Raw genomic sequence first — 21,926 nt, forward strand, 5'->3', positions numbered from 1 at the left:
AAAAATGGTGTGCTATCGCGCATTCATGATTGCCCACTCAGTACCCTGGCTGGGTCGATGCGGCTTGCGCGCCGGGCAGGATACCAACTGGCCAATAGGCTGAGCACCAGTGCCGTTGCCAATACGATAACCACATCCAGCCAGTGCAATTCAGACGGCAGGAAGTCGATAAAATAGATATCTCCAGACAGGAAAGAGTGACCGATCAGCTTTTCGATCCCTTTGATGATATTGGTCAGTTGCATCGAGGCAATCACCCCTACCACCACACCACTCAAACTCCCCACCAGCCCGGCCAACAGACCATACCAGATGAAGATGGCGCGGATAAAACCGTCTTTGGCTCCCAGGGTACGCAGCACGGCAATATCACTGCTTTTGTCTTTCACCGCCATCACCAGCGTAGAGACAATATTGAAGCAGGCCACACCTATCACCAATACCATCGCCAGATACATGATGGCGCGGATCATTTGGATATCGCGATACATGTAGCCGAAGGTGCCAATCCAGCTCTTGATATATACATAGGAATGGGTGACCTCACCGGCATCGCGCACCAGTTTATTGGCCTTAAACACATCGTTGACCTTGATAGCAATCCCGGTCACGCTGTCGCCCATATCCTGATACTGTTGAGCATCCGCCAGCGGCACCATTGCCAGACTGTGATCGAGTTGGCCACTTAATTGCAAAATACCGGTGACGTGCAGGCGAATACGTTTCGGCTGCAGCAGTTTCATTTCAGGGTCACTGTTCGGGATCATTACCGTAACATAAGAACCTTGCTGCACCCCAAGCGCTTCAGCGACGCCCTGCCCGAGGATCACCTGGTTCTCGCCGCTTTTAAAATTGGCCCAGGCATTATCTTTGACATACTTAGGCAACGCACTGAGTTGACTTTCCTGTTCGGGATCAACTCCCTTTACCTGTACCGCACGCAGTTGCGCTCCGTTTTCCATCAGCCCGGTAAAGTTGATATAGGGTGCTGCTGCTAAAATACCCGGCACTTTCTCAATCCGCTGCAGGATTTCAGGCCAGTCGGTGAATGGCTGATTGACCGGTTCGATCTCGCCGTGCGGCACTACCGCCAAAATGCGGTTCTGCAATTCGCGCTCAAAGCCGTTCATGGCGCTCAGGCCAACGATGAGCACCGCTACTCCCAAAGCGATACCAATGGTTGAGATGACCGAAATCAGTGAAACCATGCCGCCACGCCGCCGGCCACGGCTGAAACGCAACGCCATCAGCAATGAAAGTGGCGATACGCTCATTAGTCAGCCCCCATCAGGGTAAGTTGGTCTTGCAATTGCCCATCTGTCATTTCCAGTTGGCGACTCAGGCGCTTGGCCAGTTGCAAATCATGAGTAACAACCAGAAACGCGGTGCCCTGGCGCACGTTTAATTCACCCAGTAAATCGAAAATACTGTCTGCAGTCCGCTTATCCAGATTACCGGTCGGTTCATCCGCCAGTACCAGTGATGGATTGTTCACCAGCGCACGGGCTATCGCCACACGTTGGCGTTCCCCGCCGGAAAGTTCGGATGGACGATGCTTGCTACGCTTTTCCAATCCGACAGCGGTCAGCATCTCCAGCGCTTTGTCCTGTGCCAACGCTGGTTTCATACCACCAATCAGCAACGGCATTGCCGCGTTTTCCAGCGCGGTGAAGTCCGGTAACAGATGATGGAACTGGTAGATAAAACCCAGTTGGCGGTTGCGCAGTTCCGCTTTGGCAGTGGACGAGAGTGAATTCAGGGACTGCCCTTTGTAGATCACTTCGCCCGAAGTGGGGGAATCCAACCCGCCGAGCAGGTGCAGCAGAGTGCTCTTACCTGACCCCGAACTCCCGACGATAGCCATCATTTCGCCCGGTTGCATAGCAAAACTGACGTTGCGCAGCACATCGGTCTGCAGATTGCCTTCCTGATAGGTCTTGCACAGGTTGTCACACTGCAGCAAAAGATGGTTACTCATAACGTAAAGCCTCAGCGGGTTGTACGGCGGCAGCGCGCCATGAAGGGTAAAGCGTGGATAACAGAGAGATCGCCATTGCCACCACGGCAATCAGAGTCACCTGTAGCGGTTCGACCGCCACCGGCAGTGAAGCGCCATCAATCAATGCACCCAGCATTGGCATCAGGCTGTTCAGGTTGGTCGCCAGTAAAACGCCCAACAGGGTGCCCAACAGTGAGCCAATAATCCCTGCACTGGCCCCCTGAACCATGAAAACCAACATAATCTGGCGCCGCGTCAGGCCCAGTGTTTGCAGAATAGCCACTTCACCCTGTTTTTCCATCACCAACAGGCCCAGTGAAGTAATAATGTTAAAGGCGGCAACCGCAACTATCAGGCTAAGTAACAGCCCCATCATGTTTTTCTCCATGCGCACCGCCTGGAACAACTCGCCCTTACGCTCACGCCAGTCTTTCCAAACGGCACCTTGCGGCAACGTTTGTTGGCTGAGCGTATCCACGGCCAACGGTTGCTGCAGGAAGAGGCGCCAACCGGTGATGTTGCCCGCCGGATAACGCATCAGGCGCGCAACATCCTGCTGATTTGCCAGTAACTGATAGCCATCCACTTCGCTATTGGCGTGGAAAGTACCAATCACCGTAAACAGACGTTGGCTTGGGATGCGGCCCATCGGTGTGAACTGGCTGGCACTCGGCACCATCAGGCGCAACTGGTCACCACGCTTGACGCCCAACTGCCCCGCAAGTTGTTCACCGAGGATCAGGTTATATTGGCCAGGCTGCAGTTGCTGCTGCTTAACGTTGACCAGATAAGGGGTTAATGGATCGGCCTCATCCGGGTTAACGCCCAGGATCACGCCAACGGCCACGCTACGGGCGCTTTGTAGCACCACATCGCCGGTAGTTAAGGGGGCAATACGCGAAACCCCTTGTAGCCCCTGTATCGCAGATACGGGAAGCTGTTCAGGATTGATCGACCCTTGCTTGCTAGTGATCAGCGCTTGTGGCATTAAACCCAGAATGTTGTTTTCGAGACCTTTCTCGAAACCGTTCATCACCGAAAGTACGGTGACCAAAGCCATCACCCCCAGCGTAATGCCAATGGTGGAGAGCCAGGAAACAAACCGCCCGAAACGGTCTGAAGCACGCCCGCGCATATAACGCAGGCCAATAAATAACGCGACAGGTTGATACATGAAATCCGTTTTGTTGCCGTAGCTTAAGCAAAGTGATCAAGGATAATAAAGGCTCTACCCTGTTTATGGAACCACCCGGCCCGTTTTATTCTCTCTGTCAGCATGGTTCAGGACGAAAATCTGATATTCTCAGCGCTGGGCCATCTATCACTCCCCCCTTCTTCATCTCCAAAATAATCAGGCATTTTCTTGTTCGAGATCACTTATCAACTCAACCTTTTGATAGTAATTTTCGTCAAGCGCTTCAACAAGTTGATTCAATCCGTTTTCCCACAAACGAGGTCGCCATGAACACAACGCCGCACTGTATTACTGCCAGCGATATCGCCAAAGCTGCTGAAATCCTGCAAGGTCATGCAATCCGCACACCGGTTATGACATCGCATCAGGCCGATGAAATCGCTGGTGCACGGCTGTTTTTCAAGTGCGAAAACTTCCAGTGTATTGGGGCTTTTAAATTCCGTGGTGCCTATAACGCCATCAGTCAATTGACCCAGACACAGCGCCGAGCAGGCGTGATTGCCTTCTCATCTGGCAACCACGCCCAGGCGATAGCGCTGGCGGCACGCGAGCTTGGAGTTAATGCCACCATCGTGATGCCACATGACGCTCCAGCCACCAAACTGGCGGCAACACGCGGTTACGGGGCCAATGTCGTTATCTACCAGCGCCACAGCGAAGACCGAGAGGCGATTGCTGAAAGATTGGCTACTGAGCAGGGCTTAACGGTGATCCCGCCTTACAATTATCCGCAGGTTATTGCAGGCCAAGGGACTGCTGCAAAAGAACTGATAGAAGAGGTTGGGCAACTGGATATTCTGTTGGTCTGCACCGGTGGCGGCGGTTTGCTCTCTGGCTGTGCGGTGGCAGCACACCACTGGTCACCAGGCTGCCGGGTCTTTGGCGTGGAGCCCCTTGCTGGCAATGATGTACAACAATCCCTCAGAAGTGGAAACCGGGTCCATATACCAGTACCGCTAACCATTGCCGATGGCGCGCAAACTCAACAGGTCGGTCAACTCACCTTCCCCATCATTCAACAGTATGTGGAAGATATTCTGACGGTGACCGACAAGCAGTTATGCCAGCAAATGCGCTTCTTCATGGAACGGATGAAAATCGTCGTCGAGCCCACCGGTTGCTTGGCTGCGGCTGCGGCCATGAATCGACTGATCGACCTGCACGGCAAAAAAGTTGGGGTGATCGTCAGTGGCGGAAATGTGGATGTGGACAAAATCGAGCAATACCTCAGCATGGCACGCGAATAAGTTGGTGAAATAACCGCCGGCAAACCTGAACCACGCGCTTTTACCTGTGTCAGTTTATTGGCCGCTGGGCTAGTATAACAGGGTAAAGGCGCGTTGCTATTTCCGCCTGACGGACAGGATTTTGTGGTCTTCATGCGTCAATCACCACGGTGAACACCACAAAAACTGTTTTATCCGAGTGACTCAAGGTAGCAGATAAGCAACAACTGACCGGCAAATCGGCCAGGAACACACCTTCTGCGGCTTGAAAAACGACGGGTATATTCAATCCATTGATTAAAGATAACTGAATGAGCATTCAAGATAATAGCCGCAGTTCCGCATCGCCCTCTTCCCGTTACTCTTTACCCGATCGTGCAGGCGATTTACGCCAGCTAGGTCAACTCACCGGTTCAGCCTGTGCCGTTGAATGTGCCGAGATCGTCGAGCGTCATCCCGGCCCCGTGATGCTCATTGCACCGGATATGCAAAACGCGTTGCGGCTACGGGACGAAATCCAGCAATTTACCGATCAGATGGTCACCACGCTGGCGGACTGGGAAACCCTGCCATACGACAGTTTCTCTCCGCACCAGGAAATCATCTCTGCGCGCCTTTCCAGCCTGTACCAACTGCCAACCATGGCGCGCGGGATTATTATTCTGCCGGTGAACACGTTGATGCAGCGTGTGTGCCCACATGAATTCCTGCACGGGCACGCACTGGTAATGGAAAAGGGGCAACGGCTATCAAGGGATCTGTTGCGTAGCCAATTGGAGCAAGCCGGATACCGCAGCGTCGATCAGGTTATGGTACACGGTGAGTTCGCTACACGTGGGGCTCTACTCGACTTATACCCCATGGGTAGCGAAGAACCCTACCGCATCGACTTCTTCGATGATGAGATCGACAGCTTGCGTACTTTTGATGTCGATACTCAACGCACGTTGAACGAAGTCAATGCCATCAATTTGCTGCCAGCTCATGAGTTCCCAACCGATAAAACCGCCATTGAGCTGTTCCGCAGCCAATGGCGCGAACAGTTTGAAGTTCGTCGCGACGCCGAACATATTTACCAGCAAGTGAGCAAAGGCACTTGGCCTGCGGGTATTGAATACTGGCAACCCCTATTCTTCAGCCAACCGTTACCGTCCCTGTTCAGCTACCTGCCGGCGAATACGCTAATCGTTAATACCGGCAATCTGGAGAGTGCAGCAGAACGTTTCTGGCTTGATGTCAATCAGCGTTACGAGAACCGGCGCATCGACCCAATGCGGCCACTGGTTGCGCCAGATAGCTTATGGCTACGCGTTGATGCGTTATTTAGCGAGTTGAAAGCCTGGCCCCGCATAGCACTGAAGACCGAAGAACTGCCTGCCAAGGCGGGCTGTACCAATTTGGGCTATCAGACGCTGCCGGAACTGGCTGTGCAGGCGCAACAGAAGGCACCGCTGGATAATCTGCGCCGATTCATTGAAAGTTTCACCGGCAGCGTCATTTTCTCGGTAGAAAGTGAAGGCCGCCGCGAGACCCTGCAAGAACTGCTTGGCCGTATCAAGCTGAGTACCAGCCTGATACAGCGCCTGGACGAAGTCGAAGCACCGGGCCGTTATATGATGGTTGGAGCCTCTGAGCGCGGCTTCCTTGATACCCTGCGCGAGCGGGCCTTGATTTGCGAGAGCGATCTGCTTGGCGAACGGGTCAGCCGCCGTCGGCAGGATAACCGCCGCACCATTAATACCGATACGCTGATCCGCAACCTGGCGGAACTCCGCCCCGGGCAGCCGGTGGTGCATCTGGAGCACGGTGTTGGCCGCTATGTCGGCCTGACAACCTTGGAGGCAGGTGGTATCAAGGCGGAGTATCTGATCCTCGCCTATGCCGGTGAAGACAAATTGTATGTACCGGTTTCCTCGCTGCACCTGATCAGCCGTTACTCAGGCGGGGCTGACGAAAATGCCCCACTACACAAACTGGGTGGCGATGCCTGGTCGCGAGCCCGGCAGAAAGCCGCCGAACGCGTGCGTGACGTTGCAGCCGAACTGTTGGATATCTACGCCCAACGCGCGGCAAAATCCGGTTTTGCGTTTAAGCATAATCGGGAGCAATACCAACTGTTCTGCCAGGCATTTCCTTTCGAGACAACCCCCGATCAGGAACAGGCTATCAACGCGGTACTGAGCGATATGTGCCAACCGCTGGCGATGGATCGGCTAGTGTGTGGCGACGTAGGCTTTGGCAAAACCGAAGTGGCGATGCGGGCCGCGTTTCTGGCGGTTGAAAATGGTAAACAGGTGGCGGTTTTGGTGCCCACTACGCTGTTGGCGCAACAGCATTTCGATAACTTCCGCGATCGCTTTGCCACCTGGCCAATACGCATTGAAATGATGTCACGCTTCCGCAGCGCCAAGGAACAGCAACAGATTTTGCAAGAAACGGCTGAAGGCAAAGTCGATATTCTCATCGGGACGCATAAGCTACTGCAGAGCGATCTGCGCTGGAAAGATTTAGGTCTGTTGGTTGTTGATGAAGAGCACCGCTTTGGCGTGCGCCACAAAGAGCGCATCAAAGCGATGCGCGCCGACGTGGATATTCTGACACTAACCGCCACCCCGATCCCGCGTACGTTGAATATGGCCATGAGCGGTATGCGCGATCTTTCGATCATTGCTACCCCACCAGCCCGCCGCCTAGCGGTAAAAACCTTTGTACGCGAGTACGACAGTCTGGTAGTACGCGAAGCCATTCTGCGTGAAGTGCTGCGTGGGGGGCAGGTGTACTACCTCTACAACGACGTAGAAAACATCGATAAAGCGGCACTGAAGCTGGCAGAACTGGTACCTGAGGCGCGTATTGCCATCGGCCACGGCCAAATGCGCGAGCGGGATCTGGAAAGAGTGATGAACGATTTTCACCACCAGCGTTTCAACGTGTTGGTCTGTACCACCATTATAGAAACCGGTATCGATATCCCAAGCGCCAATACCATTATCATCGAGCGTGCAGACCGCTTTGGGCTGGCACAGTTACACCAACTGCGCGGGCGCGTGGGGCGTTCGCACCATCAGGCTTACGCTTATCTGTTAACACCAACGCCTAAAGCTATGAGCGTTGATGCACAAAAACGTCTTGAGGCCATTGCCACCCTGGAAGATTTAGGGGCTGGGTTCGCACTGGCGACGCACGACTTGGAAATACGCGGCGCGGGAGAATTGCTGGGCGAAGATCAGAGCGGTCAAATGACGACCGTGGGTTTCTCGCTGTATATGGAGCTATTGGAAAGCGCCGTGGACGCTTTGAAGAATGGGCGAGAACCTTCGCTAGAAGATCTCACCAGTAGCCTGACCGAAGTGGAGCTGCGTATGCCTGCTCTGCTACCCGATGATTTTATCCCGGACGTGAATACCCGGTTATCCTTCTACAAACGCATTGCCAGCGCCAAAAATGTCGGAGAACTGGAAGAGTTGAAAGTAGAACTGATCGACCGCTTCGGTTTGTTGCCCGACGCTGCTCGTCACCTGTTGCAAAGTGCCGCCATACGTCAAGATGCGCAGAGGCTGGGGATCAAACGCATTGAAGGCAATGAACGCGGCGGGTTTATCGAGTTTGGCGAGAAAAACCGCGTCGACCCCGCTTATCTGATTGGTTTGCTACAAAGTAAGCCGCAAGTTTATCGCCTAGATGGCCCAACCAAGCTGAAGTTTATGCTGGATCTTTCCGACCGCCCGGCCCGCCTGAAATTTATCGAGGAGTTACTGGGATCCTTCCGGGAACATACGTTGCCGGCATGATAGGAATACCCCTTCCCTTCACAGCCAACACCCTGGCAGCCTCAAGTTGCATGGGTGTTGGTTGCATACTGATTAGGCTGTGTCAGCGCAAGCACTGTTCAAAAACGCACTGCACTTTTGTGGTCCTATACACAAAATAATTCGATTTGCTTGTAGGCGGCAAGCACCCTAGACCCCAGTAGCATAGCCCACTATGTGGCTGGGGTAACAGGGCGCAGCCAACACCCTGCAGCTTGAAGGGCGACGGGTATAGGCGATTTATTTAGACTAAAGTCGTTTCAACACCCGTCTTATCTGCCTGATTGATAAAAATAGTGCGTACATCATTACCTGTAGGCGTCTGGTGGATCCTCAGATTAAACTCATCGATTACCGCGAAAATATGATCGAAAATATCACTTTGGATCGCCTCATATTCAGCCCACGCGGTGGTGTTGGTAAAAGCATAAATCTCCAATGGCACTCCTTCAGGCCCTGGCGCTAATTGCCGTACCATTAGCGTCATCTGTTGATGAATATTGGGATGTGTTCGTAAGTAAGACGACAGGTAGGCACGCAGCGTACCTATATTGGTCAGTCTTCGGCCATTGAGTGATAGGCTTAAATCCAGTTCAGCCTGTGAATTATGCTGGTTTACCTCTTGCATTTTGCTTTGTAAGTAGCGTTGCAGCAGAGGATTGGCATTCAGCCGCTCTAATTCTTTTTCAGACAGGAAATGAACGCTGGATATATCAATATTAATGCTACGTTTAATTCGTCTACCACCGGATTCTGACATAGAACGCCAGTTTTTGAAGGAGTCAGAAATCAATGAATAAGTAGGAATAGTGGTAATAGTATTATCCCAGTTAGTGACTTTGACCGTTGTGAGGCCAATATCGACCACCGCACCATCAGCACCGTATTTAGGCATCTCTAACCAGTCCCCAATCTTCAGCATATTGTTGGCTGAAAGCTGGATACCCGCCACCAAACCTAGGATAGGATCCTTGAATACCAGCATCAATACCGCTGTCATTGCCCCTAGACCGCTGAGCAGAAGCAACGGCGATCTCCCCATTAATAAAGATACAATCATGATGCCAATAAATATTGTTGCAACCAGCTTTACCCCCTGGAAAATACCTTTCGAAGGCAATTGATTGGCTATAGTACTTTTATTTAGCACTTCCAATAACGTATCAAGCAATGAGAATAAAACCAGCAAAGAAAACAGCATGATCCAGATTTGAGTTGTGGTGACAATGAACGTTTGTGTCCCACTACCACTGCGCAACCACAGTAAAGCTTGTGCGTTGATTATCACCCCTTGCAACAACAGCGCACTACGTTGAAACAATTTGTGCTCGGTCATAGCTCGCTGCCATACGCGCTGCGATTGCTGACTATTTCGTTGAATCATGGCCAACACCACACGGTGCAGCACCAAGTGAATAATAACTGAAATCAGTAAGATTACGCCAAGTACCAGCATCAATGACATTACATCGGTGTATTCTATTCTGAACTTTAATAACCACTGATTTATTTGCTGTTGCATTTCAGTTCCCTTTTATATCCGTCGCCATTAAAGCCTTCATATAAATATGAAACGTTACCTCCTCAACCCTAGCAGGAAATCATGCTGTTATGCAAAAACAGACGCATTGCATGCAATACTTAAGCCGCTAAGTGACAGCGATTTTAAGTAGATTTGGTCGACGGGAAATTATTCGGATTCGTGGATGAAATGACAGAAGTGCAGTACCAAAACCACGCAGAGGATCCGCGTGGTTCAGTAAGCTTTAATGACGATACGGTTTAGTTAACCAAGCCCCTATCAGTGCATTTTCAAACGTGGGCGGATCACTCGGTTAATACCGCCAACCAGCATCATTAAACCGGTTTTGGTATAGCCATGCAACGCTACCTGGTGCATACGGTACAGTGAAATGTACACAACACGCGCCACGCGCCCCTCAACCATCATCGACCCACGCATCAGGTTGCCCATCAGGCTGCCGACGGTGCTAAAGCGAGACAGAGAAACCAGTGAGCCGTGGTCTTTATACACGTAGGGCTTCAAAGGTTGGCCGTTCATCAAAGCCAGAATATTGCTGAAGCAACGCGAAGCCATCTGATGTGCGGACTGGGCGCGCGGTGGAACAAAACCCCCACCTTCACGTGGGCAGGAAGCACAGTCACCAATCGCGAAGATATTTGGATCGCGTGTGGTTTGTAATGTCGGCTCCACCACCAATTGGTTAATGCGGTTGGTTTCCAGCCCGGCAATATCTTTCATAAAGTCCGGCGCTTTGATCCCTGCCGCCCAAACCATCAGATCGGCATTGATAAATTCACCGCCTTTGGTGTTCAGGCCGTTACTATCGGCGCTGGTCACCATGGTATTGGTCAACACGCGCACGCCCAGATTGTTCAACTCCTGGTGGGCCGCAGCAGAAATTCGTGGTGGCAATGCAGGAAGAATGCGCTCGCCAGCCTCTACCAAAGTGACCTTCAACGCGCTGTTATCCAACCCTTCAAAACCGTAGCTATGCAGTTGTTTCACCGCATTGTGCAGTTCGGCTGATAACTCGACGCCAGTAGCACCACCGCCGACGATGGCAATATTTACGCTTTCCTTCTCGTCCGGTTTGGCCGAAAACTTGAGGAACAGGTTTAGCATTTCGTTATGGAAACGGTGTGCCTGGTGCGGGTTATCCAGGAAGATACAGTTATCTCTGACACCTGGAGTACCAAAATCGTTCGAGGTACTGCCCAGCGCCATCACCAGAATGTCATAACTCAACTCGCGGGCGGGAACCAACTCGCTGCCCTGCTCGTCGCAGATTTGAGTCAGTTGCAGCGTTTTTTTCTCGCGGTCGATGTTGATCAGCGAACCGAGCTGGAAATTGAAGTGATGATTACGGGCGTGCGCCAGATAATTAAGCGCATCCACACCATCATCCAGTGAGCCAGTTGCCACTTCATGTAACAACGGTTTCCACAGGTGGCTGTGGTTGCGGTCTACCAATGTAATCTCAGCCTTGTTCTTACGGCCAAGTTTATGACCCAGGCTGGTTGCCAGTTCAAGACCGCCGGCACCACCACCAACAACTACGATTTTCTTCTTTGGCATTGTCAAAAAAACCTCTAAATGTGAACCAATTGTTATTTAAGGGTAAATAATAATATCCTTATATTACAGTGGGTTCGCTTAAGTTAAACCTGCTATCTGAAGCCAGAATAGCACGACAGGTTATTTGGTCATACCAAAATTGATGTACATCAAAGTTTTTTGTTTAAAGGCTGGACGAAGGCTTTTTTTGGGGATTGTGATTCAAATAGTTAGCATCAGATCACATTTATGAATTCTATTTCTGGCCAAGCCAAAGCAACCCGGCAGAAACAAAAAAGCCGCGATCTTTGCCCTGAAAGAGCAACGATCGCGGCCTTTTGGTAGGTTATAAATCTGTTACGCCAGCGTTTTGAATGCCTTGATACGCTGCAGATGTGGCGAAATATTTTTAAACTTGTGCGTCTGCTGTTCATCCCAGACGATTTCATAATATTTTTGCAATAATTCTGCACTGCGCTGGCTGTCCAGCACTTCATCATGACGCGAAAGCACAGCCAGACAGCGATTGCGGTTCTTATCGCGAAAATCTTCCACGCATTTGGTGGCGATGTCACGATACTCTTCCGGCCGATCAATCTTACCGTGCATATGCTCTTCAGGATAAAGATTCGGGTTGAACATCACCTGACGGATCCCACACAGGAAACCGATACGCTCAGCCCAAAAACCCCCTAAGCCAACGCCACAGATCAAAGGATTGGCGTCCCCTTCCTGATGAACCGCTTTATCCACCTCTTTCAACAAGTACTGCATATCATGGCGCGGATGCAACGTGCTGTAACTGATAAAACGCACGTCCGGATCGATGAACTGTAACTGCATAATCTTTTCATGATTGCCGGGACTAGTGGAATCGAAGCCATGTAAATAGATAATCATGTGGATCCTCGCAACAAGCTGGGGGCTGCACAGCAACTCCCATTATTAACGCCATCTTGCGGCGCCCAGACCATTCACCCTGCAGAGCGCTGTTTGCGCTCTTCCCAACGTTCGCTCAGTAGACTCAGTTCTTTATGTGCCTTTTGCCAGCGGTCCGAGTCACGCAGTTCCTGACGGGTGAACTGACCGTGATGATATAACCGCTGCAATTTTTCTACTTTGACCGGGAACAGGTTATCCAACACGCTGACCGCCCCAGCCCGGTTATTGCATACCAGGATCATATCGCAACCGGCATCCAACGCCGCCTGACCACGTTCAGCATAACTGCCCATGATTGCCGCCCCTTCCATCGACAGATCGTCGGAGAAAATAATGCCGTCAAAACCCAATTCCTGGCGCAGGATCTCCTTAAGCCAATAGGGCGACCCGCTTGCCGGACGCGGGTCTGCTTCAGTATAGATGACGTGAGCGGGCATCACGGCGTCCAATAACCCACGCTGGATCAGTTCACGGAACAAAGACATATCCTGCTGGCGTATTTGCGCCAACGGGCGCGTATCGCGCGGCGTTTCTTTATGAGAATCCGCAATCACAGAACCATGCCCTGGGAAATGCTTGCCGGTGGTTTTCATGCCCGCACTGTGCATTCCCTGGATAAAGCGTTCAGCCATCGCCAGGGCGGACTTTGGCTCGCTATGGAAAGCGCGTTCACCAATCGCGCCACAGGCATGGCCAACATCGAGCACCGGGGCAAAGCTGATATCGATATCTTGTGCAATCATTTCCGATGCCATCAGCCATCCTGCGTCCTGAGCCAGACGACCCGCCTCATTAACGTCATTCAGCGCGGCAAACGATTGGGCTGCGGGCAGGCGGGTAAAACCGTCACGGAAACGCTGTACGCGTCCCCCTTCCTGATCCACCGCCACCACCAACCGCTCATGGGAAGCCACACGGATCTGCCGTACCAATTCACGAAGTTGCTCAGCATCATGAAAATTGCGGGTAAACAGGATCAACCCGCCCACAAGCGGATGTTTCAGAATTTCGCGTTCTTCTGCGTCTAGCTCATAGCCGACAACATCTAACATTACAGGGCCCACGACCACCTCACTTCTTTTGTATACTCGTCATACTTCAAGTTGCATGGGGGCTGTTCAAAAACGCATTGCGTTTTTATCATGCAACTCGAATTATCTAGAGTAGATTCATTGATTACCAGGCAACACGGATGATAAACAAAAACGCTGGTACAGCGCTGCACCCCAGAGCAAAAATGCCGGATCTCGGCACTGTTGCCAGCGCACCTCAAACCACATCAGCATCAGGTAATCCACCCAAGGTAGCCAACGCTGTACCTGTAAAACCAATTGCGGTAAATCAGCGTAACCCTGCTGCGTATAGTGGCGTAAAAAAAGCCGTTGCTGATGCGGCGGGAATTGATTGAATCGAAACAGTGCTGCCAGTTCCAGCGCGATATCGCCATCGGCAGCATATTCCCAGTCGATCAGCCTTAGCCGCTGCCCCTGCTTGACCAGATTACCCGCATGAATATCCATGTGCAGCGGTGCCATCATTAATGGGTTTGGCATCTTGCGTTGCGTGAAATAGTGTTGCCAAGCCAACCAGGCTGGTGTCATACGCCGCCGATCAATCAGCGGCCAGTAAGCAGCAAACTGCAGCTGTAGATCCAAGCGGTAACCACTCAGTGGTTGTTTATGTAGCCGTGCGGTCAACGCCGCCAGCTCACCGCCGGTATTGAGCGCGGTAAACGCGCTTTCGCTGACTTTCTCACCTTCCAACCATTCGACAACCAACCAATCGTGACACCGTAACAAAACCTGCGGGCCTATCCCCTGCCCACTGCGTTTCAACACGCGTCCCTCGCGGCGACGGCTGACACCTAATGCCTGTTTTTCCCGTGTCTGTGGCCGTGCCAGCAGCGGGACATTATCACTTTCGATACGCCAGCTTTCGCCTGTCAATCCTTCTACCAGGCTAAAATGACAACCGGCGGTATTAACCGCCGGAAGCCGCTGCTGAAGAAGTTGCCGAAATTGCGCCTCACTATTTGATGTCGCCATTACCTGACCAGACGATCTCACCGGTTTGCACCAGCATCAGTTGCATTTCCATTGCCGGTGACTTCACGTCGCCACTGACATCGCTATACAGCACATACTGAGCACCGACAATCCGCGCCAGTCCAATCGCTTTGCTGCGCGAACCAAGGCTGTCTTCCGCCGATAGACCAAGCGTCTGCTTGGCCGTCACCAACTGTGCCTCAGGCACCAGAGTGAAAGTCTGATTGGACGCCAGCGCCTCGTGCAGGGCTGAAGTGGCTTTAGCGATCTGCAATGCACCATTGGTGCTATTTTTCACGCTATCCAACAACAGCACGCTGCCAGGAGTTACACCCTCGGCGTTCAACATCTGGCTTACCAGCGGCTGAACGCTGCCCAGCCAATCGAGTTGCTGGATCTTCGGCGGCTGCGGTACCGGTTCGCCAGTTGGTGGCTGCAGTTCTGGCTCCGGCTGCGGTTGTGGCTCAACGACCACAGGTGGCTGTGGTGGCTCAGGTGGCCGTGACGGACAGCCCGTCAACACTAACGCGGCCACCGCCACAAATAGATACTTTTTCATTACCCTTCTCCAACGGAACCTATACCCATGGTTCTCAAGTTACAACAACATAAACGGCCAATTCCGCCCCTAGGCTCGCTCAAGCAATACAGCCAGCGCAGCAGCCTGAAAGAGGATGGGTATATACTCGTCATACTTCAAGTTGCATGTGTGTTGGCTTTCCTCGCTCACCCTAGTCACTTACTTGAGTAAGCTCCTAAGGATTCACTGCGTTGCCGCGTTACTCGGCCCAATCTGGGCCTCGCCCCTGCGGGGCCAGCGCAAGCGCTGTTCAAAAACGCATTGCGTTTTTGTCATGCAACTCGAATTATTTAGAGTATAAAACTTATAGAAAAACATAGAGACGCACACGTTTAGCATCGATGTTACTATTCTGCGAATCGATCCTGGTATCTGAGTTCGGTGCAACTGTTATTGTCCGGGGGGCTTCAAAGGGCAGAATATCCAACCCCTGTTTGTCATACCAGTAGAAACGATACTGCACCGTTACCGGCGTATTCTGGGTATTGCTGAGCAGCGAACTGGTCACCAAGCGGCCAGAGCTCTCACTAATAGACGGGTTGCTCGCCAAAATACCTGCTGTCAGTACCGATGGATCCATCACTACGGTTTGCCGTTGATTGACAGCAATTTCCTGCGGGCTACTGCACCCTATGAGCATCGCGGCGGGAAGCACCAGCGCCATCAAGTAACGTATTGTGTCGAAATAGCGCATGGTTTTCCCCCGTTAACGTGGCAGCATCGAACCTAATACGCGCCCACCAACCAGATGCATATGTATATGGTAGACCTCTTGCCCGCCATGACGATTGCAATTGATGATCAGGCGATAACCGTCCTCGGCAATCCCTTCCTGTTCGGCAAGTTTAGCCGCCGCAGTAATCATCCGCCCCAAAGCCGCCTCATGCTCAACGTTAACGTCGTTCACCGTTGGGATTAGAACGTTTGGTACGATCAGAATATGGGTGGGAGCTTGTGGAGAAATATCACGGAATGCGGTGACCAACTCGTCCTGATAAACCACATCAGCAGGGATCTCACGGCGGATTATTTTACTGAAAATAGTTTCTTCGGCCATTTGGAACTCCTTGTTTAGCGTAAAAAGGTTCAGGCAGTATGAGTGACAAATTCTACTGCTTTCAACTCGATTGCGCACTTTCTGCATTGAGTGCTGCAGAATCAGCCAATTGGGATGCTACCTCGGCTATTTACCTATCAACTGTGGCGCGTTACTGCGCATCCATTCGGCCAGTGAATCCAGTGTTGACCTCAGCTGTGTCTTTGGCGCACTCACTCTCTGCTGAACTGCACCCGCGCGGTATTCGTGTTAACGGTCTGAGCCCCGGCCCTACCGAAACACCGGCTCTGGGCAAGCTGGGTTTGCCTACAGAGGAAGAGCAAGCATTACGCTGCGAAATTCGCGCCTTGGTGCCAATTGGCCGTATGGGGACTACTCTAGGCTGTGTCCCTTAATTGCACGTGAGCGCCGCTGGTGGTCATTTGCGCGCAGGGCAAGGCGTGAGCCGCGAGGTTTGGTGGACCAAATAAGCGGCGAACAACGCCGCAATGCGCGCAAATGGCCCCAGCCCGAAGGGTCGCGCCCCAAAAGCCCGTTCGAAGTAAAGTCGGGCTTGAACAGAGGGCCACTCTGCCCTTCACCCTCCGCCTTGATAACGGGCTTTTGGGTCTGCGACGGCACCACGGGCAATTAAGGGACACAGCCTAGTACTGGCAAAAGCTGCGGTGTTTCTCGCCTCTGACGAATCACGCTATATGGTGGGTAGCGAACTGTTGGTTGATGGCGGCGTCAGGAATTTAGCCACCGCCTGATGCATGACTCGGTAGCGCTGTTCGTTACAGTTACAGATGAGGCTAACCGCATCTGTAACTGCTGTTCCCCAGATTTTACTGCTGTCATATCAGACATTGGTCAGCGAAGGCTTCATTAATACTAGCGCATTCTTCATCGCCTCGACCATTTCTCCATCAACGCAGTAATGGCTAAACTCATCAAATTCATCGTCAGAAGACATCGTCACACCGGCTTTACGATAACGCATGGTGGAAGGCAGCGTCTGCCCGGCAGAACTATGCAACTCCTGGATACCGATATCGACAAACTTATGCATATTACTCAAACGTACACCTGCCCCCGCCATCACTACCGGCCCTTGGCTGGCACGCACCAGATCGCGCAACAGTGGTAACCCCAGTTCCGCATTCTGCTGTTGACCCGAAGTGAGAATTCTCGCCACGCCTAACTCTGTCAGTTGACTCAGCGCCACCAGAGGGTTTTGGCACATATCAAAAGCCCGATGGAAAGTGACCGCCATATCACCGCTCAATTTCATTACTTCGCGCATACGCGGTAAATCAATATGCCCTTGATCATCCAGCATGCCGACCACCACCCCGGCAAAACCCATCTCACGAATTTGCGCAATATCATTTTTCATGATGTCAAAATCCGAAGCGTTATAGCAAAAATCCCCGCCGCGCGGGCGTACTATCGGATGAACGGGTATCGTTAATTTCTCCCTGGCTAGCCTTAAAGATCCAAAGCTGGGTGTCAGTCCTCCCTCTGCTTGACCGGCACACAATTCAATACGGTCCGCACCCGCCTGTTCAGCCGTTATCGCACAACCGACGCTATAGCAACAAACTTCCAGTTTAATCATTGTTACCCCCAAAAACGGCCAAAATACAGCAGCAACGTTGATATCCCAAGTTTCTCAAACTACCCTCACAACCTCACAGTAGTTTGAAATTCATAGGGTATCGTCACAGGATATACTTACCTACGTAACGAACTGGCTCAAGGTGATAACTATGGCATTCAATTTTGATCAATGGGTAGACCGCAGTCACAGTGATAGCGTTAAGTGGGATAAATATCGCGGCCGGGACATTATCCCACTCTGGGTCGCAGATACCGACTTCCTCTCACCATCCGCAGTGATCGAAGCACTGCAACAACGTGTTTCACATGGCATTTTTGGTTACGGCCATCCATCCCCTGAGCTTGTTACGGTTTTTACCCAGCGCATGTTAGAGCGCTACGGCTGGGGCATCAAGCCCGAATGGGTGGTTTTGTTACCAGGGCTGGTTTGCGGTTTGAATCTCTGCGTACGCGCGTTAACCCGTGAAAGTCAGAGTACACTGGCCCCCTCGCTGATTTACCCCCCTTTCCGTAAAGCGGCAAAATTCGCAGGCCGCGCACAGCGACAGATCCCGCTATTGCTCAACAATCAGCGCTGGGTTTTGGATTTAAAGGCTGTCGAAAACGCTTTAGAGGGCCATGAGCGCTTGTTGATGCTGTGCAATCCGCAAAATCCCGGCGGGACGGTCTACCGGCGCGAAGAACTGCAAGCAGTATACGAGTTTGCACAGGCTCACGATCTGGTTGTCTGTTCGGACGAGATCCATTGTGACCTGCTACTGCAACCAGACTTACAGCATATTCCGTTTGCCAGCCTGAATGACGATGCAGCACAGCGGAGTATTACGCTGATGTCCCCGTCCAAAACCTTCAATATTGCTGGTTTGGGCGCATCGATGGCTATCATCCCGAATGATGAATTACGTTTGCAGTTTTGTCGTGCACGCAGCGGTATTGTACCGGAGGTTGACATCCTGGCACTGGTAGCCGCACAAGCGGCATACCGCGATGGACAACCATGGCTGGATGCGCAGTTAGACTATTTGCGCACCAACTGCAATCTGGTCACTGAACGCATAAACGCGATGCCGGGTCTACAGATGGTTCCCGTGGAAGCCACCTACTTGGCCTGGATCGATTGCAGTGGTTTGCCTGTCCATAATCCCCACGCTTTCTTCGAGCAGGCAGGGGTAGGTTTAAGCCCAGGTCTGGATTTTGGCGATCGTCGCTTTGTACGCCTGAATTTCGGCTGTCGCTACTCACTGTTGATCACTGCGCTGGAACGCATGGCACAGGCGATCCAGCGCGTTTATAGCGGCTAGGGACGCTCGCTGGCCACGATGTCGCGAATATGATACGGATGGAATTTGATAGTGATGCTACCGTCGGTGATCGCCAGCGTCGGGTTTGCCAGACGCTCCCCCTCCGCACTTGGTGAACTCTGCTTAAGCTTGATCCCCGGCAACAACAAGGCTTCATCTGCCAGTTGTTCCAAGGCGCGGGCATACAACGTGGCAGGATCGCCACTCAGCACTAACTCAACATGTTCCCACCCTTCGTGGGGATAGCGTTTTTCGCCTGGATAAGGCAATTCTATGCAATCTATCTGCCAAGGGCCAAGCTTGACGGGGACTGTCAGATCGAACAGACAAATAGGCCTGCCATTAATCATCGTTTCCGAGAGTAAAGAACCGCACTGCATAAAACCATTACGCCAACGATCAGCAGTCGTATTTTGATGGCAACGGACCGAGATATGGTCAGCTTTAAACTGCGCAAGATCGAGGTGCAATTTTTGAGCAAACCGCTCCAGCGCCAATTCAAAACGGGGTAAATCCAGAGCCAGATCATTAAGATCGTTAATCGAAGACAGATGGAGCATATGATTCTCTGTTGTTCCAGGTAAAAGCAGAAGGCCCATAATTTACCTGCTGAGTGCCACGTAGGCAAATTTACCGTTGGCATACTGAATAGGATATTTAAAAATTCCCGGGAATTTTCTTAAATATGCGCCAGCTCACATAATCGCAGCGCAAGAGCTTATTATAAAATAGCGTTAGATATATTTTAATTTATTGTTTTAATTAATAAAAAATTAATAATCATGTAAGAAATCTCTTAAACAACACGAGTGCAATTGCCTAGGAATGAATATTACGCTAACTTAAATTCGAAATTAATCTTGAGTAAATAAATATGATCTTCTTGTGCATATCTATTGTTCTGATAATAGTGGCTTGCTATGCAATTTATCGACATTACAAAACGCGCCGCAATAATCTGTTGCGTTCCGACCGCCACAATAGAAAACGCTAAAATATCCACAATCTGGACGGTTTTACACCAGGTTAAGCCCAACAGGCAACGTACTTCCATCATGCTTTTTTACCCTTCTTTCGCATCATCACCCCGCGTCAGTTACTGACGCGGCCTATCTGATCGGTTACAATTACCGACTGTTTTGTGGTTGGTCGCCGCTACCCTGTGCGGCATCATACTCTGTGGATTTCAAGTCGTTGGCACGCATACAACTTGAAGTATGACGGGTATAGAACCACCTTTGAACCCGGAGGGCATATTTGTGCTGCCCTCGTTCGTTATTAAGGTAACCCGGTGAATATTCAGGCTCTACTATCAGATAAAGTCAGCCAGGCGCTGATTGCCGCAGGCGCGCCAGCAGATTGCGAAGCTCAGATCCGTCAGTCTGCTAAAGCGCAGTTTGGTGATTATCAGGCGAACGGTGTTATGTCCGTTGCCAAAAAACTCGGCATGCCTCCGCGACAATTGGCAGAGAAAGTCACCCAACTGCTCGATCTGGGCGACATTGCCAGCAAAGTGGAAATTGCAGGGCCGGGTTTTATCAATATTTTTCTCAACAGTGACTGGATTGCCCGCCAGGCCGATGCGGCCATTAGCGCACAGAGATTAGGAGTTGCTCCAGTCAAGCAGCAAACCATTGTGATCGACTATTCTGCGCCAAACGTCGCGAAAGAGATGCACGTGGGGCACCTGCGTTCGACGATCATCGGTGACGCCGCTGCTCGCACCCAAGAGTTTCTTGGCCATAAGGTCATCCGAGCTAACCATGTCGGTGACTGGGGCACTCAGTTTGGCATGTTGATTGCCTACCTGGAAAAAATGCAGAACGAGAACGCCAGTGACATGGGGCTCTCCGACCTTGAGCAGTTTTATCGTGAAGCCAAGAAAAACTACGACGAAGACGAAGATTTTGCTCTGCGCGCCCGTGGTTACGTGGTGAAATTGCAAGGTGGCGACGACTACTGTCTGAAAATGTGGCGCAAGCTGGTGGATATCACCATGGCGCAGAATCAGATCACCTATAACCGCTTGAATGTAACGCTGAGCGAAGATGACGTTATGGGCGAGAGCCTGTATAACGCCATGCTGCCCGGTATTGTCGCCGATCTGAAAGCCAAAGGCCTGGCAGTAGAAAGCGAAGGGGCTACGGTCGTTTTTCTTGACGAATACAAGAACAAAGATGGCGAACCGATGGGTGTGATCATCCAGAAGAAAGATGGTGGTTATCTGTATACCACTACCGACATCGCCTGTGCCAAATACCGTTTTGAGACCCTAGGCGCTGACCGCGTTCTGTATTATATCGATTCACGCCAGCATCAACACCTGATGCAAGCCTGGACTATCGTTCGCAAAGCCGGCTACGTACCAGACTCGGTTCCTTTGGAACACCACATGTTCGGCATGATGCTGGGTAAAGATGGCAAGCCGTTCAAAACCCGCTCAGGCGGCACAGTAAAACTTTCGGATCTACTGGATGAAGCCATTGAGCGCGCCAGTAAATTAATCGCCGAGAAGAACCCTGATATGTCCGCCGATGAAATGCAGAGCGTTGCCAATGTCGTCGGCATCGGCGCGGTGAAATACGCCGATCTGTCAAAAAGCCGCACCACCGACTACATTTTCGACTGGGATAACATGCTGGCGTTTGAGGGTAATACCGCTCCCTACATGCAATATGCCTACACCCGTGTTGCCTCGGTGTTTAAACGTGCGGGGGTTGACGAAAGCCACCTGACGCTGCCGCTGGTAATGAGCGAAGAGCGTGAAATAGCGCTGGCTACCCGCCTGTTGCAGTTCGAAGAAACCATCACCGTGGTCGCCCGTGAGGGAACCCCACACGTGATGTGTACTTACCTGTACGATCTGGCGGGGTTATTCTCCAGTTTCTACGAACACTGCCAGATCCTGAATGCAGACAGCGAAGAAGCGCGTCAAAGCCGCCTGAAGTTGGCCTTGCTGACGGCCAAGACGCTGAAAACCGGTTTGGAAACCTTGGGTATCGAAACCGTCGAGCGTATGTAAACCAAATATCAGCGATCAGAAGTCACCCGAGAGCCGCCTATTTGGCGGCTTTCTTTTGGCACATCAATA

General features: G+C 51.6%; 19 protein-coding genes and 1 pseudogene. 6 read left to right on the top strand and 14 right to left on the bottom strand.

Going from position 1 to position 21,926, the window contains the following annotated elements:
- Positions 1-23: 23 nt before the first annotated feature.
- Genes lolE through lolC form a run of 3 tightly spaced genes read right to left on the bottom strand, consistent with a single transcriptional unit; the run spans position 24 to position 3,173 of the window.
- Positions 24-1,274: a lipoprotein-releasing ABC transporter permease subunit LolE gene (gene lolE, locus SAQUA_RS12915; protein ID WP_380675511.1), complete on the bottom strand. Its 1,251-nt coding sequence runs from the start codon at positions 1,272-1,274 to the stop codon at positions 24-26.
- The gene (gene lolD / locus SAQUA_RS12920) at positions 1,274-1,978 is read right to left on the bottom strand and encodes a lipoprotein-releasing ABC transporter ATP-binding protein LolD (protein ID WP_380675513.1); all 705 of its coding nucleotides are present in this window, start codon (positions 1,976-1,978) and stop codon (positions 1,274-1,276) included. Before lolD ends, lolE begins: the two co-directional genes overlap by 1 nt.
- Complete coding sequence (gene lolC / locus SAQUA_RS12925) at positions 1,971-3,173, bottom strand: lipoprotein-releasing ABC transporter permease subunit LolC (protein WP_380675515.1); 1,203 nt, start codon at positions 3,171-3,173, stop codon at positions 1,971-1,973. Before lolC ends, lolD begins: the two co-directional genes overlap by 8 nt.
- 287 nt (positions 3,174-3,460) lie before the next feature.
- Between lolC and SAQUA_RS12930 the strand changes: the two genes are divergently transcribed.
- Both SAQUA_RS12930 and mfd read left to right on the top strand, forming a co-directional pair.
- Complete coding sequence (locus SAQUA_RS12930) at positions 3,461-4,441, top strand: threo-3-hydroxy-L-aspartate ammonia-lyase (RefSeq protein WP_380675517.1); 981 nt, start codon at positions 3,461-3,463, stop codon at positions 4,439-4,441.
- Positions 4,442-4,731: 290 nt separating this feature from the next.
- On the top strand, positions 4,732-8,211 hold the full coding sequence (gene mfd / locus SAQUA_RS12935; protein WP_380675519.1) for a transcription-repair coupling factor: 3,480 nt from the start codon (positions 4,732-4,734) through the stop codon (positions 8,209-8,211).
- A 262-nt stretch (positions 8,212-8,473) separates the two neighbouring features.
- On the opposite strand, the gene SAQUA_RS12940 is transcribed toward mfd, so the two are convergent.
- From SAQUA_RS12940 to hinT, 8 genes are all read right to left on the bottom strand, one after another.
- Positions 8,474-9,751: a mechanosensitive ion channel family protein gene (locus tag SAQUA_RS12940; protein ID WP_380675521.1), complete on the bottom strand. Its 1,278-nt coding sequence runs from the start codon at positions 9,749-9,751 to the stop codon at positions 8,474-8,476.
- 279 nt (positions 9,752-10,030) lie between these two features.
- Positions 10,031-11,335, bottom strand: a complete 1,305-nt coding sequence (locus tag SAQUA_RS12945) for an NAD(P)/FAD-dependent oxidoreductase (protein WP_380675523.1) — start codon at positions 11,333-11,335, stop codon at positions 10,031-10,033.
- Positions 11,336-11,665: 330 nt separating this feature from the next.
- The gene (ycfP, locus tag SAQUA_RS12950; protein ID WP_380675525.1) at positions 11,666-12,208 is read right to left on the bottom strand and encodes an alpha/beta hydrolase YcfP; all 543 of its coding nucleotides are present in this window, start codon (positions 12,206-12,208) and stop codon (positions 11,666-11,668) included.
- Between the two features lie 74 nt (positions 12,209-12,282).
- The gene (gene nagZ, locus SAQUA_RS12955) at positions 12,283-13,302 is read right to left on the bottom strand and encodes a beta-N-acetylhexosaminidase (RefSeq protein WP_380675527.1); all 1,020 of its coding nucleotides are present in this window, start codon (positions 13,300-13,302) and stop codon (positions 12,283-12,285) included.
- 117 nt (positions 13,303-13,419) lie between these two features.
- Positions 13,420-14,295: a phosphotransferase gene (locus SAQUA_RS12960; protein WP_380675529.1), complete on the bottom strand. Its 876-nt coding sequence runs from the start codon at positions 14,293-14,295 to the stop codon at positions 13,420-13,422.
- Positions 14,279-14,854 carry a penicillin-binding protein activator LpoB gene (gene lpoB, locus SAQUA_RS12965; RefSeq protein ID WP_380675531.1) on the bottom strand — a complete coding sequence of 192 codons (576 nt, stop codon included), beginning with the start codon at positions 14,852-14,854 and terminating at the stop codon, positions 14,279-14,281. The genes SAQUA_RS12960 and lpoB overlap by 17 nt, the downstream gene beginning before the upstream one ends.
- A 325-nt stretch (positions 14,855-15,179) precedes the next feature.
- Entirely contained in the window at positions 15,180-15,551 is a 372-nt protein-coding gene (locus tag SAQUA_RS12970) for a YcfL family protein (RefSeq protein WP_380676020.1), read from the bottom strand.
- Between the two features lie 30 nt (positions 15,552-15,581).
- Complete coding sequence (gene hinT / locus SAQUA_RS12975; RefSeq protein WP_380675533.1) at positions 15,582-15,932, bottom strand: purine nucleoside phosphoramidase; 351 nt, start codon at positions 15,930-15,932, stop codon at positions 15,582-15,584.
- 197 nt (positions 15,933-16,129) lie between these two features.
- On the opposite strand from hinT, the pseudogene SAQUA_RS12980 reads away from it, so the two are divergent.
- Both SAQUA_RS12980 and SAQUA_RS12985 read left to right on the top strand, forming a co-directional pair.
- Positions 16,130-16,312, top strand: a pseudogene (locus SAQUA_RS12980) (SDR family oxidoreductase); the annotation flags it as partial.
- Positions 16,313-16,597: 285 nt separating this feature from the next.
- On the top strand, positions 16,598-16,684 hold the full coding sequence (locus SAQUA_RS12985; protein ID WP_404413211.1) for a hypothetical protein: 87 nt from the start codon (positions 16,598-16,600) through the stop codon (positions 16,682-16,684).
- 89 nt (positions 16,685-16,773) lie between these two features.
- Here SAQUA_RS12985 and cutC read toward each other — a convergent pair whose 3' ends face one another.
- On the bottom strand, positions 16,774-17,532 hold the full coding sequence (cutC, locus tag SAQUA_RS12990; protein ID WP_380675535.1) for a copper homeostasis protein CutC: 759 nt from the start codon (positions 17,530-17,532) through the stop codon (positions 16,774-16,776).
- A gap of 151 nt (positions 17,533-17,683) precedes the next feature.
- On the opposite strand from cutC, the gene SAQUA_RS12995 reads away from it, so the two are divergent.
- Positions 17,684-18,835: a MalY/PatB family protein gene (locus tag SAQUA_RS12995; protein WP_380675537.1), complete on the top strand. Its 1,152-nt coding sequence runs from the start codon at positions 17,684-17,686 to the stop codon at positions 18,833-18,835.
- On the opposite strand, the gene SAQUA_RS13000 is transcribed toward SAQUA_RS12995, so the two are convergent.
- The gene (locus SAQUA_RS13000) at positions 18,832-19,395 is read right to left on the bottom strand and encodes a VOC family protein (protein ID WP_380675539.1); all 564 of its coding nucleotides are present in this window, start codon (positions 19,393-19,395) and stop codon (positions 18,832-18,834) included. The two genes, SAQUA_RS12995 and SAQUA_RS13000, sit on opposite strands and share 4 nt — an antisense overlap.
- A 272-nt stretch (positions 19,396-19,667) precedes the next feature.
- On the bottom strand, positions 19,668-19,892 hold the full coding sequence (locus SAQUA_RS13005; RefSeq protein ID WP_380675541.1) for a hypothetical protein: 225 nt from the start codon (positions 19,890-19,892) through the stop codon (positions 19,668-19,670).
- A gap of 234 nt (positions 19,893-20,126) precedes the next feature.
- Between SAQUA_RS13005 and argS the strand changes: the two genes are divergently transcribed.
- Positions 20,127-21,857: an arginine--tRNA ligase gene (argS, locus tag SAQUA_RS13010; RefSeq protein WP_380675543.1), complete on the top strand. Its 1,731-nt coding sequence runs from the start codon at positions 20,127-20,129 to the stop codon at positions 21,855-21,857.
- The last annotated feature ends 69 nt before the right edge of the window (positions 21,858-21,926 follow it).

The organism is Serratia aquatilis (genome assembly GCF_044865145.1).
Classification (GTDB): Bacteria; Pseudomonadota; Gammaproteobacteria; order Enterobacterales; family Enterobacteriaceae; genus Chania; species Chania aquatilis.